The sequence below is a fragment of the Pseudoxanthomonas sp. G3 genome, assembly GCF_057654715.1.
This window is the reverse complement of sequence record NZ_CM172805.1, coordinates 1,379,405-1,394,251: the sequence shown is the minus strand read 5'-3', so window position 1 is coordinate 1,394,251 and position 14,847 is coordinate 1,379,405. Positions and strand designations below refer to the sequence as shown.

Sequence of the window (14,847 nt, the reverse complement as noted above, 5' to 3'; positions counted from 1 at the left end):
TTGCCCTTCCCGGATGCCTGCCATGTCGAACACCCCCACCCTGCGCGAGCTCGAGCACCACGGCGCGTTCCTCGAACGCCACATCGGCCCCAACGATGCCGAGATCGCGCACATGCTGCGCGTCGTCGGCCACGACTCGCTGGACGCGATGACCGACGCCATCGTGCCGGCCAACATCAAGTCCGCGCAGCCGCTGGCCCTGCCCGCGCCGATCAACGAAGAAGAGGCGCTGGCGAAGATCCGCGCCGTCGCCGACCGCAACCAGGTCTTCCGCAGCTTCATCGGGCAGGGCTACTACGGCACGCACACGCCGAAGGTCATCCTGCGCAACATCCTCGAGAACCCGGCCTGGTACACCGCCTACACGCCCTACCAGGCCGAGATCTCGCAGGGCCGCATGGAAGCGCTGATCAACTTCCAGACCATGGTCGCCGACCTGACCGGTATGGAGATCGCCAACGCCTCGCTGCTGGACGAAGGCACCGCCGCTGCCGAAGCGATGACGCTGGCCAAGCGGTCGGCCAAGTCGAAGTCGAACACCTTCCTGGTCGCCGGCGACACCCACCCGCAGACGCTCGAAGTGCTCGCTACCCGCGCCGAACCGCTGGGCATCACCGTGGACGTGGTGCGCTCCACCGACGCCTTCCACGAAAAGCTCGCCGCCGGCGACTACTTCGGCGTGCTGGTGCAGTACCCCGCTTCCAGCGGCTGGGTCGAGGAATGGTCGAAGGACGCCGAGACCATCCACGCGCACAACGCCCTGTTCGTCGTCGCCACCGACCTGCTCGCGCTCACCCTGCTGAAGTCGCCGGGCGAAATGGGCGCCGACATCGTCGTCGGCAATTCGCAGCGCTTCGGCGTGCCGTTCGGTTTCGGCGGTCCGCACGCGGGCTTCATGGCCTGCCGCGACGCCTACAAGCGCAGCATGCCGGGCCGCCTGATCGGCGTGTCGGTCGATGCCGAAGGCAAGGCGGCCTACCGCCTGACGCTGCAGACGCGCGAGCAGCACATCCGTCGCGAGAAGGCCACCTCCAACATCTGCACCGCGCAGGTGCTGCTGGCGGTGATGGCGAGCATGTACGCCGTCTACCACGGCCCCGAAGGCCTGAAGCGCATCGCCGGCCGCGTCGCCCGCCTGACCGCCATCCTCGCCGAAGGCCTGCGCACGCTGGGCTACCCGGCCGTGCACGCCAGCGCGTTCGACACGCTGTGCATCGAACCGGGCGATGCCCGCGACGCCATTCTCGCCCGCGCCCGCGCCGCCCGCATCAACCTGCGCGAACGCGGCAATGGCTCGCTGTGCATCTCGCTGGACGAGACCACCACCCGCGCCGATGTCGAGACGCTGTGGGCCGTGTTTGCCGGCGAAGGCGCCGCGTTGCCGTCGGTCGACGCGCTGGACGCCAGCGCGCCCTCGCTGATCCCGGCCGCCCTGCGCCGCACCAGCGCGTTCCTGACCCACCCGGTGTTCAACACGCACCACAGCGAACACGAACTGCTGCGCTACATGCGGGCGCTCTCCGACAAGGATCTGGCGCTGGACCGCACCATGATCCCGCTGGGCAGCTGCACCATGAAGCTCAACGCCACCGCCGAGATGATCCCGGTGACGTGGCCGGAATTCGGCAACATCCATCCGTTCGCGCCGGCCGAGCAGTCGCAGGGCTACACGCAGCTGATCGACGAGTTGGAAGCGATGCTGGTCGAATGCACCGGCTACGACGCCGTCAGCCTGCAGCCGAATTCCGGCGCGCAGGGCGAGTACGCCGGCCTGCTCGCGATCCGCGCCTACCACCGCGCGCGCGGCGAGAGCCACCGCGACATCTGCCTGATCCCCGAATCCGCGCACGGCACCAACCCGGCCAGCGCGCAGATGTGCGGCATGACGGTGGTGGTGACCAAGTGCGACGCCAACGGCAACGTGGACGTGGAAGACATCCGCCGCGCCGCCGAGAAATACAGCGACCGCCTGGCCGCGATCATGATCACCTACCCGTCCACGCATGGCGTGTTCGAGGAAGACGTGGTCGCGATCTGCGACATCGTCCACCAGCACGGCGGCCAGGTGTATACCGACGGCGCCAACATGAACGCGCTGGTCGGCGTCGCCAAGCCCGGCAAGTGGGGCTCGGACGTCTCGCACCTCAACCTGCACAAGACCTTCTGCATTCCGCACGGCGGCGGCGGCCCCGGCGTGGGCCCGTGCGCGGTGAAGGCGCACCTGGCGCCCTACCTGCCGAAGAAGCTCGGCGGCGAAGGCGATGTCGGCATGGTCAGCGCGGCCAGCTTCGGCAGCGCCAGCATCCTGCCGATCAGCTGGATGTACGTCACCCTGATGGGCGCCTCCGGCCTGCGCAAGGCCACCCAGGTGGCGCTGCTCAACGCCAACTACATCGCCAAGCGCCTGGAAGCGCACTACGAGACGCTCTACACCGGCCGCAACGGCCTGGTCGCGCACGAGTGCATCCTCGATCTGCGCCCGATCAAGGACGCCACCGGCATCAGCGCCGAGGACGTGGCCAAGCGCCTGATCGACTTCGGCTTCCACGCGCCCACGCTGAGCTTCCCGGTCGCGGGTACGCTGATGGTCGAGCCGACCGAAAGCGAATCGCAGCACGAACTGGACCGCTTCATCGACGCGATGATCGAGATCCGCGAAGAGATCCGCGCTATCGAAGACGGCCGCCTGGACCGCGACGACAACCCGCTGAAGAACGCGCCGCACACCGCCACGATGGTGATGGCCAGCGAGTGGACCCACGCCTACCCGCGCGAGCTGGCCGCGTTCCCGCTGGCCACGCTGAAGCTGCAGAAGTACTGGCCGCCGGTCGCGCGCGTGGACAACGTCTACGGCGACAAGAACGTCATGTGCGCCTGCATCCCGGTGGATGCGTACAAGGAAGACGTCGAAGCCTGAGGGCGACGCCGAGCGTGACGAAAAAGCCCCGCCGATGCGGGGCTTCTTCTTTCAGCGCAACGCGGCCAAGGCGACCGCGTCCGCCCCTGCGGGGAAATGCAGCTGCCCGGTCGCGTCGTGGACCGCGTCCCAGACCGCCTGCGCGACATCGGTTTCCTGGGTGAACGCGCTGGCGCCGGCAAACCCGGCGAACACGTCCTGCGCATAGCGCGCGTATGCCTCCGGCACCAGGCCGCGCATGCGCTCTTCGCCATTGGCCGCGAACCGCGTGGTGGGTGCGTAGCCCGGTTCGACCAGGCGCACCGCCACGTCGAACGCGCCGAGTTCGTGGGCGAGTGAGGCGGTGAAGCCTTCGATCGCCGTCTTGCTGGCGGTGTACGCCGCCACCAGCGGCATCGGCGCCAGCGTCGCGCTGGAGGTGACGTTGACGACGGTGCCGGCGCGGCGCGCGCGGAACTGCGGGATCACCGCCTGCGTCATCGCCATCGTGCCGAACGTGTTGGTCTCGAAGATCTCGCGCACCGTGGCCATCGGCGTGGCTTCGAACGCGCCGAACAGACCCAGCCCCGCGTTGTTCACCAGCACGTCCAGCGGACCGGCGGCGTCGAGCGCGGCGGCGATGCTGTCCGGGCGGGTCACGTCCAACGCCAGCACGCTAAGGCGTTCGTCGTGCGGCAGCAGATCGGCGCGCGGCGTGCGCATCGTGGCGATGACGCGCCAGCCCTGGGCGTGGAAGTGGCGCGCGGTCTGCAGCCCGTAGCCGGAGGAGCAGCCGGTGATGAGGATGGTCTTCATGGGGGAGGTCCCGGGTGGTTGAACAGGCCGCCACGATAGGCGAGCATCACCGGATGCTCCATTACATTCCGTCCACCATTCTTCTCGGATCGTCCGGATGTCCGACCCGCTCTCCGACATCGTCCGCCTGCTCCGGCCCCACGCCGCGTTCTCCAAGGGGATCAGCGCCGCCGGCCGCTGGGCCGTGCGCTACGCCACCTTCGGCGAGCCCAGCTTCTGCATCGTCCAGGAAGGCCGGTGCGTGCTGGCCGTGGACGGGGAAGAGGCGATCACCCTCGAGGCTGGCGATTTCGTGCTGCTGCCGGCCACACCGGGCTTCCTGCTGTCGGACGGCCTGACCCAGCTGCCCACCCACATCGATCCCGTCCGCGATCCGCTGCCCGACCGCGACGTCCGCCATGGCCGCCAGGACGGTCCGCCGGAGGTGCGGCTGCTGGGCGGCTGGTTCCGCTCCGAATCGCAGGAGCCCGCACTGCTCGCCTTGCTGCTGCCCACGCTGGTGCACGTGCGCGGCGTGCCGCGGTTGTCGAACCTCGTGACCCTGTTGAGCGATGAAGCGGACCACGACTGGCCGGGGCGCGCCGTGGTGCTGTCGCGACTGGTGGATCTGCTGCTGGTCGAATCCCTGCGCGCCACGCCGGGCGCGTCCGCGCCGCCCGGACTGCTGCGCGGATTGGCCGATGCGCGTCTGGCGCCCTCATTGCGGGAACTGCATGCGCGTCCGGCGCATGCGTGGACCGTCGAGCAGTTGGCCGAGCGCGCCGCACTCTCGCGCTCGGCCTACTTCGAGCGTTTCACCCGTGCGCTGGGCGTGGCCCCGATGGGTTATCTGCTCGCGTGGCGCATGGCGCTCGCACGCGAATTGCTGCGCGAGGGACGTGCCAGCGTGGCCGACACCGCCGAACAGGTGGGCTACCGCTCGGTGAGCACCTTCAGCATGGCCTTCCATCGCCACACCGGCATGCCACCCCGCCGCTACGCGCGCCAGCACGAAGCCACGCCCCGCGACGCGCGGCTATCATCGCCGCCATGACCGACCTCACCGCGCTCGCGCTGGATGCCCTGATCTTCATCGGCCTGGCCTGGGTGGCTTGGCGCGCGCTGCAGCGCTCCATCCCCATCGCGGTCATCCCGATCATCCTCGGCCTGCTGCTGGCGGCGACCGGCGTGCTGCCCGCCGGCTGGGGCGTGCCGTCGAAGCTCGGCGACCAGATCGGCTTCATCGGCGTGCTGCTGCTCGCCTTCACCGCCGGCCTGGAAACGCGCCAGTCCGCGCATCTGCCCAGTGCACCGAATGCCGCGCCGCTACCGCGCGCGCAGGCGCTGCGTTTCATCGCCAGCGCCGGTATGGCGCTGCTGTTGCCGTTTGTCGCCGGCACGCTGGCGGCGCATTACTACTTCACCGGCCTGCCGGGCTGGGATGCCCCGAAGGGCGGCGCGTGGATGGGTTCGCTGGCGATCGGCCTGTGCATCGCGGTCAGCGCATTGCCGGTGCTGATCGGCATCATCCGCGAGCTCGGTCCGCTGCATCGCCCGCTCACCCAGATCGCCCTGCGCATCGCCGTGATCGACGACGCGGTGCTGTGGACCGGCCTGGCGCTGCTGCTGCTCGCGGCCGAAGGCGGCTCGCTGCTGGCCAGCGCTTCGCCGGTTTCTGCGGTGGCGGTGGGCGTGCTGGTCGTGCTCGCCTTCGCGGGTCGCCTGGCGCAGCGCGCGCAGGCGGTACCGCCCGCATGGGCGGTGTGGATCGCTTTGCCGCTGTTCCTCGTCGCTGGTGCCTGGGCCAGTTCGCAACTGGGCCTGCATGCCTTGCTCGGCGCCTACTTCGGTGGCGCGATGGTGCCCTCCACGTGGTCGCGTCGCGTGCCGGTGGAACGCCTCGGCCAGTTCGCCCTGATCGGCATCGCGCCGCTGTTCTTCGGCCACAGCGGATTGAAGATCGATGGCAGCGTGCTGGGCTGGGCGTCACTGCAGGCTTCGCTGGTGCTGCTGGGGGTGGCGGTGGTCGCCAAACTCGTCGCCGTGCTCGCCTGCCCGCCCTCGTCCACGCTATCGCGCCGCGACGCGCTCGCCGTCGGCGCGCTGTTGCAATGCAAGGGCCTGATGGAAATCGTCGCGGCCACCATCCTGCGCGACCAGGGCCTGCTGTCCGAACACGCCTTCGCCGCGCTGGTCACCCTAGCCGTGCTGTCGACGCTGCTGACCGGCCCGTTCTTCCGCGCGCTAGTGAAGCGTCGGGTCACCGCCGAGGCAGGCGATCGCCAGCCGGTGTGACCGCGCTACGCGTCCGGCTCAAGCATCCAGATAGGGACGCGTCGTCTCCGTCAGCCACGCCATGAAGGCCTGCACCCGCTGCGGCAGATGGCGACGATGCGCGTACAGCAGCGTCAACGGCATCGGCTCGGCCGCGTACTGCGACAGCACTTCCACCAGCAACCCCTGGTCCACCAGCGTGCGCAGGCCGGCGATCGGTGCCTGGATCAGCCCGAGCCCGGCAATGCACGCGGCTTCGTAGGCGTCGGAACTGTTCACCGTCAGTGCGCCTTCCATCGGCACGCTGGTGTAGCGCACGCCGTCCCAATATTCCCAGCCATCAGGCTTGCCGCCGAACTGACTGGCGTAGTGGATCAACCGATGCGCATGCAGATCGTCCGGCGACTGCGGCACGCCATGACGCTGCAGATACGCGGGGCTGGCACAGGTCACCACGCGCAACTGGCCCAACGGCCGCGCGATCAGGCTGGTATCGGCCAGCGTGCCCACGCGCACCACGCAGTCGAAGCCTTCGCGCACCACGTCCACGAGGCGGTCGGTGCAACTCAACTCCAATGCCAGCTGTGGATGCTCGTCCAGGAACGCCGGCAGATGCGGCAGCACGAAATTCCGTGCGAAGCGCGCCGGCATGTCCACGCGCAGGCGCCCGCGCAAGGCCTGCGGTGAGCGCGCGAACAGATGCTGCACCTCGTCCATGTCCGCCAGCAGATCCTGGCAGCGCTCGTAGAACGCCTGCCCGTCCTGGGTCAGCTGCACACGGCGCGTGGTCCGGTGCAGCAGTTGCGTACCCAGCCAGGCTTCCAGCTGCTGCACGGCGGTGGACACGCTGGCCTTGGGCAGGCCCAGGCTGTCGGCGGCATGCGTGAAGCTGGCCATCTCGGCCACCCGGACGAAGGCCTGCATGGCGTCGAGGCGGTTCATGGTGGCTCCGAAGATTGTTCGTCATGGACGAACGGTCCAATCAGTCTAAGCCGATTTATCCAAATATTCCCGCCCAATACAGTGCCTCCACGGTGAATCCACCGCCTTTCCCGACTGGAGACCTGCCATGACCCTGACCGCTTCCTCCCCCCTCACCCTGATCACCGGCGGCAGCCGCGGCCTGGGCCGCAACATGGCGCTGGCTGTCGCCCGCCAGGGCCACGACGTGCTGATCACCTACCGCAGCCAGCAGACCGAAGCGGCGGCCGTCGTCGCCGAAATCGAAGCGCTCGGCCAGCGCGCCGCGGCGCTGCCGCTGGAGGTGGGCCAGAGCGACACCTTCGACGCCTTCGCCGACGCCGTGCGCGCGCAGCTCGCTGCTTGGGGCCGCGATCGCTTCGACCATCTGGTGAACAACGCCGGCATGGGCGTGCACGCGGAATTCGCCGAGACCACGCGCGCGCAGTTCGATGCGCTGGTCGACGTACACCTGAAGGGACCCTTCTTCCTGACCCAGACGTTGCTGCCCCTGATCGCCGATGGTGGCCGCATCCTCAACATCTCGTCGGGCCTGGCCCGCTTCGCTCTGCCCGGCTACGCGGCGTATGCGGCGATGAAGGGTGCGATGGAAGTACTGACGCGCTACCAGGCCAAGGAACTGGGCGCGCGTGGCATCGCCGTCAATATCGTCGCGCCGGGCGCGATCGAAACCGATTTCGGGGGCGGCGCCGTGCGCGACAACGCGCAGCTCAACGCCCTCATCGCCTCGCAGACCGCGCTCGGCCGCGTGGGCGTGCCCGACGACATCGGCGGCGTGGTGGCTTCGCTGCTTTCGCCGGCCAACCGCTGGGTCAACGCGCAGCGCATCGAAGCGTCGGGGGGGATGTTCCTGTAAGCAGTCGGGCGTCCTTCCCCTCTCCCTGCGTCAGCGGGGAGAGGGTGCCGAAGGCGGGTGAGGGGCGAACGGAACCAGCACGAACGAAACATCGCCATGGTGCTTCCGCGTGCGGCGCTTGCCCCTCATCCGCCCTCCGGGCACCTTCTCCCCGCCACGCGGGGAGAAGGCAGCAGCACGCGCTAGAACTCCACCTTCACCGACGGCGCACTGCGCTTCGCCTCACCGTGGTAGACGGCTTCGATGTTGTTGCCGTCCGGGTCGAGCACGAACGCGCCGTAGTAGCCGGGATGGTAATCGCGCAGGCCGGGCGCGCCGTTGTCCTTGCCGCCGTGCGCGAGCGCGACCTCGTGGAAGCGGTCCACCATCGCGCGATCCTGCGCCTGGAACGCGAGATGGTGGCGGCCGGTGAGCTTGCCTTCCGCCGCTTCACTGTCGGCCGTGGACACGAACAACTCGTCGGCCCAGAAATAGTCTCCGCCCTCGCCCGCCATCGGAATGCCGAGCACTTCGAATACGGCCGCGTAGAACGTACGGCTGGCCTCCAGGTCGCGCACGACCAGCTGGATATGGTCGATCAGGCGACCGCGGTGCAGTTCATGGGTTTCCATGGCAGGACCTCCGGTGATGGTCGCGGCAGTATCCGCGCGCATTGTGGACAGCGAGTGTCCGCGACGCGCCGTTAAGGCGGCCTCGACAGCGCGTGATGAGCGGGCCGGGGCTCGTCCGGCGCGGGGACGCGCTACGCTGCGCGCATGGACTCCCTGATCGCCGCTGCCGGACGCGCTCTGAACATGGGAGACGTGCTCGGCGCGCTGAAGCACGTCGGCTGGCGCGAGGATCCCGCGGCGCTGGCCGTGCGCGGCATCGCCATGGCGCAGCTGGGCGACTACCCGCGCGCACGCGACCTGTTGCGTCGCGCCGCGCGCCGCTTCGGTCCACGGGAGCCGCTCGCACGCGCACGCTGCGTGGTCGCCGAAGCGGAGGTCGCCCTCGCCCTGCGCGATTTCGGCGCCGCGCCCCAGCGCCTGGACGAAGCCGCCCTGGCCCTGTCGACGCGCGGCGACCGCGCCAATGCCCGCCATGCGCAGCTGATCGCGCTGCGCCGTTCGCTGCTGCTCGGGCGGCTGGAGGCCGCGCGCGCCGCGTTGGCCGCGCTGGATCTGGACGGCGCTCCCGCGTCCCACCATGCCTTGGCCGGCCTCGCGGCGGCGGAGCTGGCGATGCGCTCATTGCGCACGCGCGAGGCGCGACGGGCCCTGCAACGCGCACAGGCCGCCGCGGCGCAGGCGCGCATTCCGTCGCTGACGACGGAGATCGCGCAACTCGAATCCCTGCTGCAGCGTCCCGCGGCGCGCATCCTGCATGCCGGCCACGAACAACCGGTCACGCTGGACGAGGTGGAAGCCCTGCTCGCCTCCGGTGCGTCGCTGGTCGTCGATGCCGTGCGCCACGCCGTGCGCGATGCCAACGCTGTGGAATCGCTTGCGCGGCGGCCGGTGCTGTTCGCGTTGTTGCGTGCGCTCGCCCTCGGCTGGCCCGACGATGTCGAACGCTCGACGCTGATCGCGCGCGTCTTCCGCATGCGCGATCCGGACGAAACGCACCGCGCCCGCCTGCGCGTGGAGATCGGGCGCCTGCGGCGCCTGCTCGCGCCGTTCGCCGAGGTTCTCGCCACCGCACGTGGCTTCCAGCTCGCGCCGCACGGCCGGCGCGGCGTGGTGGTGCTGGCGCCGCCGGTCGAAGGCGAACAGGGCGCGCTGCATGGCCTGCTCGCCGACGGCATGGCCTGGTCCACCTCGGCGCTGGCGCTGGCCACCGGCGACAGCCAGCGTGCCGTGCAACGCGCGCTCGCGAGCATGGAGACCGCCGGCCAGGTCCGCGCCCTCGGTCGGGGCCGCGCCCAGCGATGGGTGGTGCCGCCGCTGGTGGGATTCACGACGATCTTGTTACTCCCCGCCTCGCCGACGGCTGCGTAGATTGGCCCCATCCCCGCGCAACCGGAGCACGCCATGAACGACACCCCGCATCACGACACCGCCGTCAGCACCGCCGAGATCGCCCGCGAATACGGCCCGTTCGAGACCAGCAGCGGCATTGCCGGCGTCACCCATGACGGTACGCACGTCTGGGCCGCCACCGGCGAGCGCCTGATCGCCATCGATCCGGCCAGCGGCGACATCGCGCGCAGCCTCGCGCGTCCGGCCGACGCCGGCACCGCGTACGACGGCACCCACCTCTACCAACTCGCCGAAGCGCGCATCGACAAGATCGATCCCGCCACCGGCGCGGTGCTCGCGTCGATCCCCGCGCCGGGCCTGGGTGGCGATTCCGGCATGGCCTGGGCCGACGGCAGTCTTTGGGTGGGCCAGTACCGCGACCGCCGCATCGTGCAGATCGACCCGGCCACCGGCGCCGTGCTGCGCACGATCACGTCGGACCGTTTCGTCACCGGCGTCAGCTGGGTCGACGGCGAACTCTGGCACGGCACCTGGGAAGGCGACGACAGCGACCTGCGCCGCATCGACCCCGACGATGGTCGCGTGCTGGAACGCCTCGCGCTGCCCGACGGCGTGCATGTCAGCGGCCTGGAGTCCGATGGCGGCGACCTCTTCTACTGCGGCGGCGGCCGCAGCGGCCTGGTGCGTGCCGTGCGTCGTCCCGCACGCACCGGCTGATCGCCCGCCACCTGGCGGTCCCGTTTTTCGACCGCGTTCCCGATGCCCCATGGCATCGGTACGGGCGATGCGTGCCTGCATCGCCCGCCTTCCCCCACCACCTGGAGTCCGCGATGAACATGTTTGCCCACGACACACCTGCCATCGTGTCCCACGATGCCTGGCGCAAAGCCCGCCTCGCCCTGCTCGCGCGCGAGAAGGAACTCACCCGCCTGCACGATGCGATCGCACGCGAACGGCGCGCCCTGCCCTGGGTGCGGGTGGAGACGCCCTACACGTTCGACACACCGCAAGGCACGCGCACATTGGCGGAGCTGTTCGACGGCCGTCGCCAACTGATGGTCCAGCACTTCATGTTCGCGCCCGGATGGGAACAAGGCTGCAAGAGCTGCTCCTTCATGGCCGACCATCACGCCGGGTCGCTTGCGCACCTTGCCCAGCGCGACCTCACCCTGATCGCCGTGTCGCGCGCACCGCTGGCGGATATCGAGACGTTCCGCCGCCGCATGGGCTGGACGTTCCCGTGGGTCTCGTCATTCGGCACCTCGTTCAATCACGACTTCGGGGTGAACTTCACCCAAGAGGAGATGGCGCGCGGTGCGGTGGACTACAACTACGTGCGCCAGCCGTTCCCGCACGAGGAAGCGCCCGGCATCAGCGTGTTCGTGCGGGACGATGACGGCCAGGTCTTCCATACCTATTCGCGCTTCGGCCGCGGCGTCGAAACGATGATGCACACCTACTCCCTGCTGGACCTCACTCCGCAGGGCCGCGACGAGGACGAAGAGGACTATCCGATGGCGTGGGTGCGCCACCACGACCGCTACGACACGGCACCGGTCGCCGCGGCCGGTGGATGCTGCGCGGCCAAGCCCTGAGGCCCACCGTCGTGCCGCTGTCCGATGCGTGGCCGTGGCTCGCCGTAGCAGGCCTTGGTGCGTTGCATGGCCTGAGTCCGGCGAACGGCTGGATGTTCGCCGCAGCGCAGGCCACGCGCAGCGGCGACGCACACGACGTACGCCGCGCCCTGCTGCCGATCGCCCTCGGCCACGCGTCCTCGGTGGTGCTGGTGGTGGCGCTGGTGATGCAAGGTGTCTGGCGCGCGCCGCAGCACCTGTACGGGGTGGCGGGCGGGTGCCTGCTTGCGCTCGCGGCGTGGCGATGCGTGCGACGGCCGCGCGCCTCGGTCGCGCATTGATCGCGTGCAGGCCTGGCGGCCTGGTCCTGCCTGATGGGCACCGCGCACGGCAGCGGCCTGATGTTGGTGCCTGCGCTGTTGCCGCTGTGCATGACGAACGGGCCCGCCGGTGCGATCACCGCCACCGGCTCGTTCGCATGGATGCTGGCGGCGGTCGCCCTGCACATGCTGGCGATGCTCGCCACCACGCAGCTTATCGCCCGAGGGATGTGTCGCGGACTGCGCCATCGCGCATTCCTGCTGGAGGCCGTGTGGACGCCGCTGTTCGCCCTGACGGGCGTTGCGCTGATCGTGCTGCGCTGAAGACGCTACGCGTTCTTTACGCCGACGCGGGCGCGATGGCATGGCGGCTTTACGCCACCGCGACCTATCGTGGCCACACCGCACGCGACGTGCGCCACACCCCGTTCCATGTCCATCCTGATCCTGCGCGGCCCGCATGCCGTGCTTTCCGACACCCCCTTCCTCGACCGCCCGCTGCGTGAGCGCGCGAAGGCCGCCGGCCAGTCATTGCATTGCCGCGCCTTCGCCAATGCCCGCGAGCTGGTGACCGGCCTGCGCCGCGCGCGTCGCGAACGCACCGACCTGCTGCTGCTCGATGTCGGCGACCTGGCGATGCGTGACGTATCGCAGGCCCACGCCGTGCGCGACGCCCTCGACGGCTTGCCTGCGCCCTACATCGAAGTGCACGACGACGCCACGCATGCGTTGGAACCGCGCGTGCAGCCCCAGCACGCACCGCTGGTCACCGTGATCCTGCGCGACGACCTGCCGCGCGCCTACGCGATGGCGCTGGACATCGCGCTGCGCCGCCTGCACCGCTCCGCCACCGCGGAGACCCTCCATGCCTGAGCCGGAGCCCCTCATGTCCATCCTCGTCATCCGCGGCCCCGAGCGCCATGATGCGTTCACCAACTCGCCGCCGCCGTTGCCGCCGTCCGTGCTGGGTGCGCTGGTGCAGCGCGCCGGCTGCGCCGGACAGACCCTCGCCGTGCGCAGTTGCGGTTCGGCCACCGAGGTGCTGACCGCGCTGCGCCTGGCCAACGAGTGGGGCGTGCGCGCGACGCTGCTCGACCCCGGCGCGCTCACCGACCATCCCCTAGTGCAGCGCGCCGTGCAGGGCCTCACCCATCCCTATGTGGAAGTGCACGACGATCTCGGTACGCACGAACCCGCCCTGCCCACCGCCACCGGCCATCGCCTGGCGGTTGTCGAAGGCTACGGCGCGCGCAGTTATGCGCTGGCGCTGGAGATCGCGCTTGAACGCCTGGGCTGTACGGAGTGCGAATGCGATGTGCACGTCGGCACCTGAGAACCCCACGTCGATCGCCCACTACTTCGCCGACTACGAGGTCTACGACGGCGGCCACTGCGTCGCCTGGGGCCAGGTAACGCTGGCCTGCACGCCGGACACTGCGGTGCAGGCGCTGCGCACGCAAGCCGCCGCACACCAGGGCGTGGAGGTCGGCGCGGTCCGCCTGCGGACGATCAGCCGGCTCTGAGCGCGCCGCGCGAGGGTGGTGTCACCGAACCGTCATCCGCGCCGCGTACCTTGCCGCCCTTTCCGACGGGCGGGACGGGACCTTGGCCGAACACGCGATCCGCGCGCTCACGCGCGTGTTCACCGACCAAGCCCCTGCGCTGCGCGGCTTCTTCGCTCGTCGCGGTGCCAACGACGAAGCCGACGACCTGGTGCAGGAAACTTACCTGCGCTTGTTGCGCGCGCATCAGGGACACGGCGAGGGCATCGCCAATCCCGAGGCCTACCTGTTCACCGTCGCCCTGAACCTGGCACGCGAACAGGCCGCGCGCCGGCAACGCTCACCGGTGCCGATCGAGGACATCGAGCAGGTGGCCGCGCTCGTCAGCCATGCCGAAGGCGTGGAGGACGCAACGGAACGCGCGCAACGCCGGCAGCACATGCAGGCGCTGCTGGCCAGCCTGCCGGCGCAGACCCGCGCCGTGCTCGTCATGCAGTACCGCGACGGCCTGACCTACCGCCAGATCGGCGAGCGCCTTGGCGTGTCGCCGCACATGGTCAAGAAGCACGTGGTGCGCGGCCTGGCGGTCTGCCGCCGCGCGATGGGAGCGGGCGGATGAGCGCGTCCCTGTTCCCGCCCGGCGCCGCCGCAGCCGCCACGCGCGAAGCCGCCTATTGGCATGTCATGCAGCGCGAAGGCGCGCTGAGCGCGGTCGACCAGCAGCGCTTCATGGATTGGCTGGTGGCCTCGCCCATACACCTGCGCGAGTACCTGGCCATCGCCAGCGTCGCCGCCGAGATCGGCGATGCGGTGCGCAGCCTGCCAGCGGACACGGCCACGGCGCAGGCGCGCGACAACGTCGTGCCGCTGCCGCTGCGTCCTTCGCGCCCTGCCGCCCCACGCACACCGGCCCGCCGCTTGCCGCGCATCGCGGCGGCAGCCGCGCTGCTGCTCGGCGTCGGCATCGTGTTGCATGTCGCACAGCCCTCTTCACGCTACTACGTCGCCCAGCAGGGCGTGCCGCGCGTGGTGACGCTGGAAGACGGCACGGTGATGCACCTCAATGCGGAAAGCGAAGTCACCGCCACCGTCGGCCTGCTGCGCCGGCGCATCGCGCTGACACGTGGCCAGGCGAGTTTCGTCGTCGCCGACGACCGGCGTCCGTTCACCGTGCAGGCGGCCGGGCTGGAGGTGCGCGACATCGGCACCACCTTCGATGTGTCGCTGCAACGCGACCAGGCGCGCTTCAGCGTGGCCGAGGGCCGCATCCACGTGGTCGACCGCGACGGCAAAGGTCGCCTGCTCGCCGACCTGGCGGCCGGGCAATCCGCGCGTGTGGCCTATGCCGACCACCAGGTCAGTGTGGTGGAAGAAGATGTTGAGGCCATGACGGCCTGGTGGCAACGTCGCGTCGTATTCCGCGACGAACCGCTGCGGGACATTGCCGACCGCTTCAATCGCATGAACACCATGCGCCTGCGCGTGGACGACAGCGAAGCCGGCGCCCTGCGCCTGACCGGCAACCTGCGCGCGGACGATGTCGCCTCGCTGCGCGCATTCCTGGAAGAACAACCCGCGCTCGCCGTTAGCGTCGACGCGCACGAGATCCGCGTGCGTTCGCAGCGTTCACCGGCGCACGGCACGGACTGACGCCGGCGCTGTAAGAAAAAATTCACGAGGAAACCGGT

17 protein-coding genes are annotated in these 14,847 nt (G+C 69.9%); 14 read left to right on the top strand and 3 right to left on the bottom strand.

Going from position 1 to position 14,847, the window contains the following annotated elements:
- The first annotated feature begins 13 nt into the window (after positions 1-13).
- Positions 14-2,917 carry an aminomethyl-transferring glycine dehydrogenase gene (gcvP, locus tag AC23D6_RS06565; RefSeq protein ID WP_487751981.1) on the top strand — a complete coding sequence of 968 codons (2,904 nt, stop codon included), beginning with the start codon at positions 14-16 and terminating at the stop codon, positions 2,915-2,917.
- 51 nt (positions 2,918-2,968) lie between these two features.
- Here gcvP and AC23D6_RS06560 read toward each other — a convergent pair whose 3' ends face one another.
- The gene (locus AC23D6_RS06560; RefSeq protein WP_487751980.1) at positions 2,969-3,712 is read right to left on the bottom strand and encodes an SDR family oxidoreductase; all 744 of its coding nucleotides are present in this window, start codon (positions 3,710-3,712) and stop codon (positions 2,969-2,971) included.
- Positions 3,713-3,809: 97 nt separating this feature from the next.
- Between AC23D6_RS06560 and AC23D6_RS06555 the strand changes: the two genes are divergently transcribed.
- Both AC23D6_RS06555 and AC23D6_RS06550 read left to right on the top strand, forming a co-directional pair.
- Entirely contained in the window at positions 3,810-4,745 is a 936-nt protein-coding gene (locus tag AC23D6_RS06555; protein WP_487751979.1) for an AraC family transcriptional regulator, read from the top strand.
- Complete coding sequence (locus AC23D6_RS06550) at positions 4,742-5,986, top strand: cation:proton antiporter (RefSeq protein ID WP_487751978.1); 1,245 nt, start codon at positions 4,742-4,744, stop codon at positions 5,984-5,986. Before AC23D6_RS06555 ends, AC23D6_RS06550 begins: the two co-directional genes overlap by 4 nt.
- An 18-nt stretch (positions 5,987-6,004) precedes the next feature.
- On the opposite strand, the gene AC23D6_RS06545 is transcribed toward AC23D6_RS06550, so the two are convergent.
- The gene (locus tag AC23D6_RS06545) at positions 6,005-6,907 is read right to left on the bottom strand and encodes a LysR family transcriptional regulator (RefSeq protein WP_487751977.1); all 903 of its coding nucleotides are present in this window, start codon (positions 6,905-6,907) and stop codon (positions 6,005-6,007) included.
- Positions 6,908-7,034: 127 nt separating this feature from the next.
- On the opposite strand from AC23D6_RS06545, the gene AC23D6_RS06540 reads away from it, so the two are divergent.
- Complete coding sequence (locus tag AC23D6_RS06540) at positions 7,035-7,802, top strand: SDR family NAD(P)-dependent oxidoreductase (protein WP_487751976.1); 768 nt, start codon at positions 7,035-7,037, stop codon at positions 7,800-7,802.
- Positions 7,803-7,984: 182 nt separating this feature from the next.
- On the opposite strand, the gene AC23D6_RS06535 is transcribed toward AC23D6_RS06540, so the two are convergent.
- Complete coding sequence (locus AC23D6_RS06535) at positions 7,985-8,413, bottom strand: VOC family protein (RefSeq protein WP_487751975.1); 429 nt, start codon at positions 8,411-8,413, stop codon at positions 7,985-7,987.
- A gap of 144 nt (positions 8,414-8,557) precedes the next feature.
- Here AC23D6_RS06535 and AC23D6_RS06530 point away from each other — a divergent pair, with 144 nt between their 5' ends.
- The 10 genes from AC23D6_RS06530 (at position 8,558) to AC23D6_RS06485 (ending at position 14,809) form a co-directional block, all read left to right on the top strand.
- The gene (locus tag AC23D6_RS06530) at positions 8,558-9,781 is read left to right on the top strand and encodes a helix-turn-helix domain-containing protein (protein ID WP_487751974.1); all 1,224 of its coding nucleotides are present in this window, start codon (positions 8,558-8,560) and stop codon (positions 9,779-9,781) included.
- A 33-nt stretch (positions 9,782-9,814) separates the two neighbouring features.
- Positions 9,815-10,480: an NHL repeat-containing protein gene (locus tag AC23D6_RS06525; RefSeq protein WP_487751973.1), complete on the top strand. Its 666-nt coding sequence runs from the start codon at positions 9,815-9,817 to the stop codon at positions 10,478-10,480.
- Between the two features lie 113 nt (positions 10,481-10,593).
- The gene (locus tag AC23D6_RS06520) at positions 10,594-11,358 is read left to right on the top strand and encodes a DUF899 domain-containing protein (protein WP_487751972.1); all 765 of its coding nucleotides are present in this window, start codon (positions 10,594-10,596) and stop codon (positions 11,356-11,358) included.
- Positions 11,337-11,678, top strand: coding sequence for a hypothetical protein (locus tag AC23D6_RS06515; protein ID WP_487751971.1), 342 nt, complete (start codon positions 11,337-11,339; stop codon positions 11,676-11,678). Before AC23D6_RS06520 ends, AC23D6_RS06515 begins: the two co-directional genes overlap by 22 nt.
- Positions 11,679-11,711: 33 nt before the next feature.
- Positions 11,712-11,981, top strand: a complete 270-nt coding sequence (locus AC23D6_RS06510) for a hypothetical protein (protein ID WP_487751970.1) — start codon at positions 11,712-11,714, stop codon at positions 11,979-11,981.
- A gap of 108 nt (positions 11,982-12,089) precedes the next feature.
- The gene (locus AC23D6_RS06505) at positions 12,090-12,530 is read left to right on the top strand and encodes a hypothetical protein (protein ID WP_487751969.1); all 441 of its coding nucleotides are present in this window, start codon (positions 12,090-12,092) and stop codon (positions 12,528-12,530) included.
- Positions 12,531-12,543: 13 nt separating this feature from the next.
- Positions 12,544-12,990, top strand: coding sequence for a 3-dehydroquinate dehydratase (locus tag AC23D6_RS06500; RefSeq protein ID WP_487751968.1), 447 nt, complete (start codon positions 12,544-12,546; stop codon positions 12,988-12,990).
- Positions 12,971-13,180, top strand: a complete 210-nt coding sequence (locus AC23D6_RS06495) for a hypothetical protein (RefSeq protein WP_487751967.1) — start codon at positions 12,971-12,973, stop codon at positions 13,178-13,180. The genes AC23D6_RS06500 and AC23D6_RS06495 overlap by 20 nt, the downstream gene beginning before the upstream one ends.
- Positions 13,181-13,262: 82 nt before the next feature.
- Positions 13,263-13,778 carry an RNA polymerase sigma factor gene (locus tag AC23D6_RS06490; protein WP_487751966.1) on the top strand — a complete coding sequence of 172 codons (516 nt, stop codon included), beginning with the start codon at positions 13,263-13,265 and terminating at the stop codon, positions 13,776-13,778.
- On the top strand, positions 13,775-14,809 hold the full coding sequence (locus tag AC23D6_RS06485) for a FecR family protein (RefSeq protein WP_487751965.1): 1,035 nt from the start codon (positions 13,775-13,777) through the stop codon (positions 14,807-14,809). The genes AC23D6_RS06490 and AC23D6_RS06485 overlap by 4 nt, the downstream gene beginning before the upstream one ends.
- Positions 14,810-14,847 lie beyond the last annotated feature (38 nt).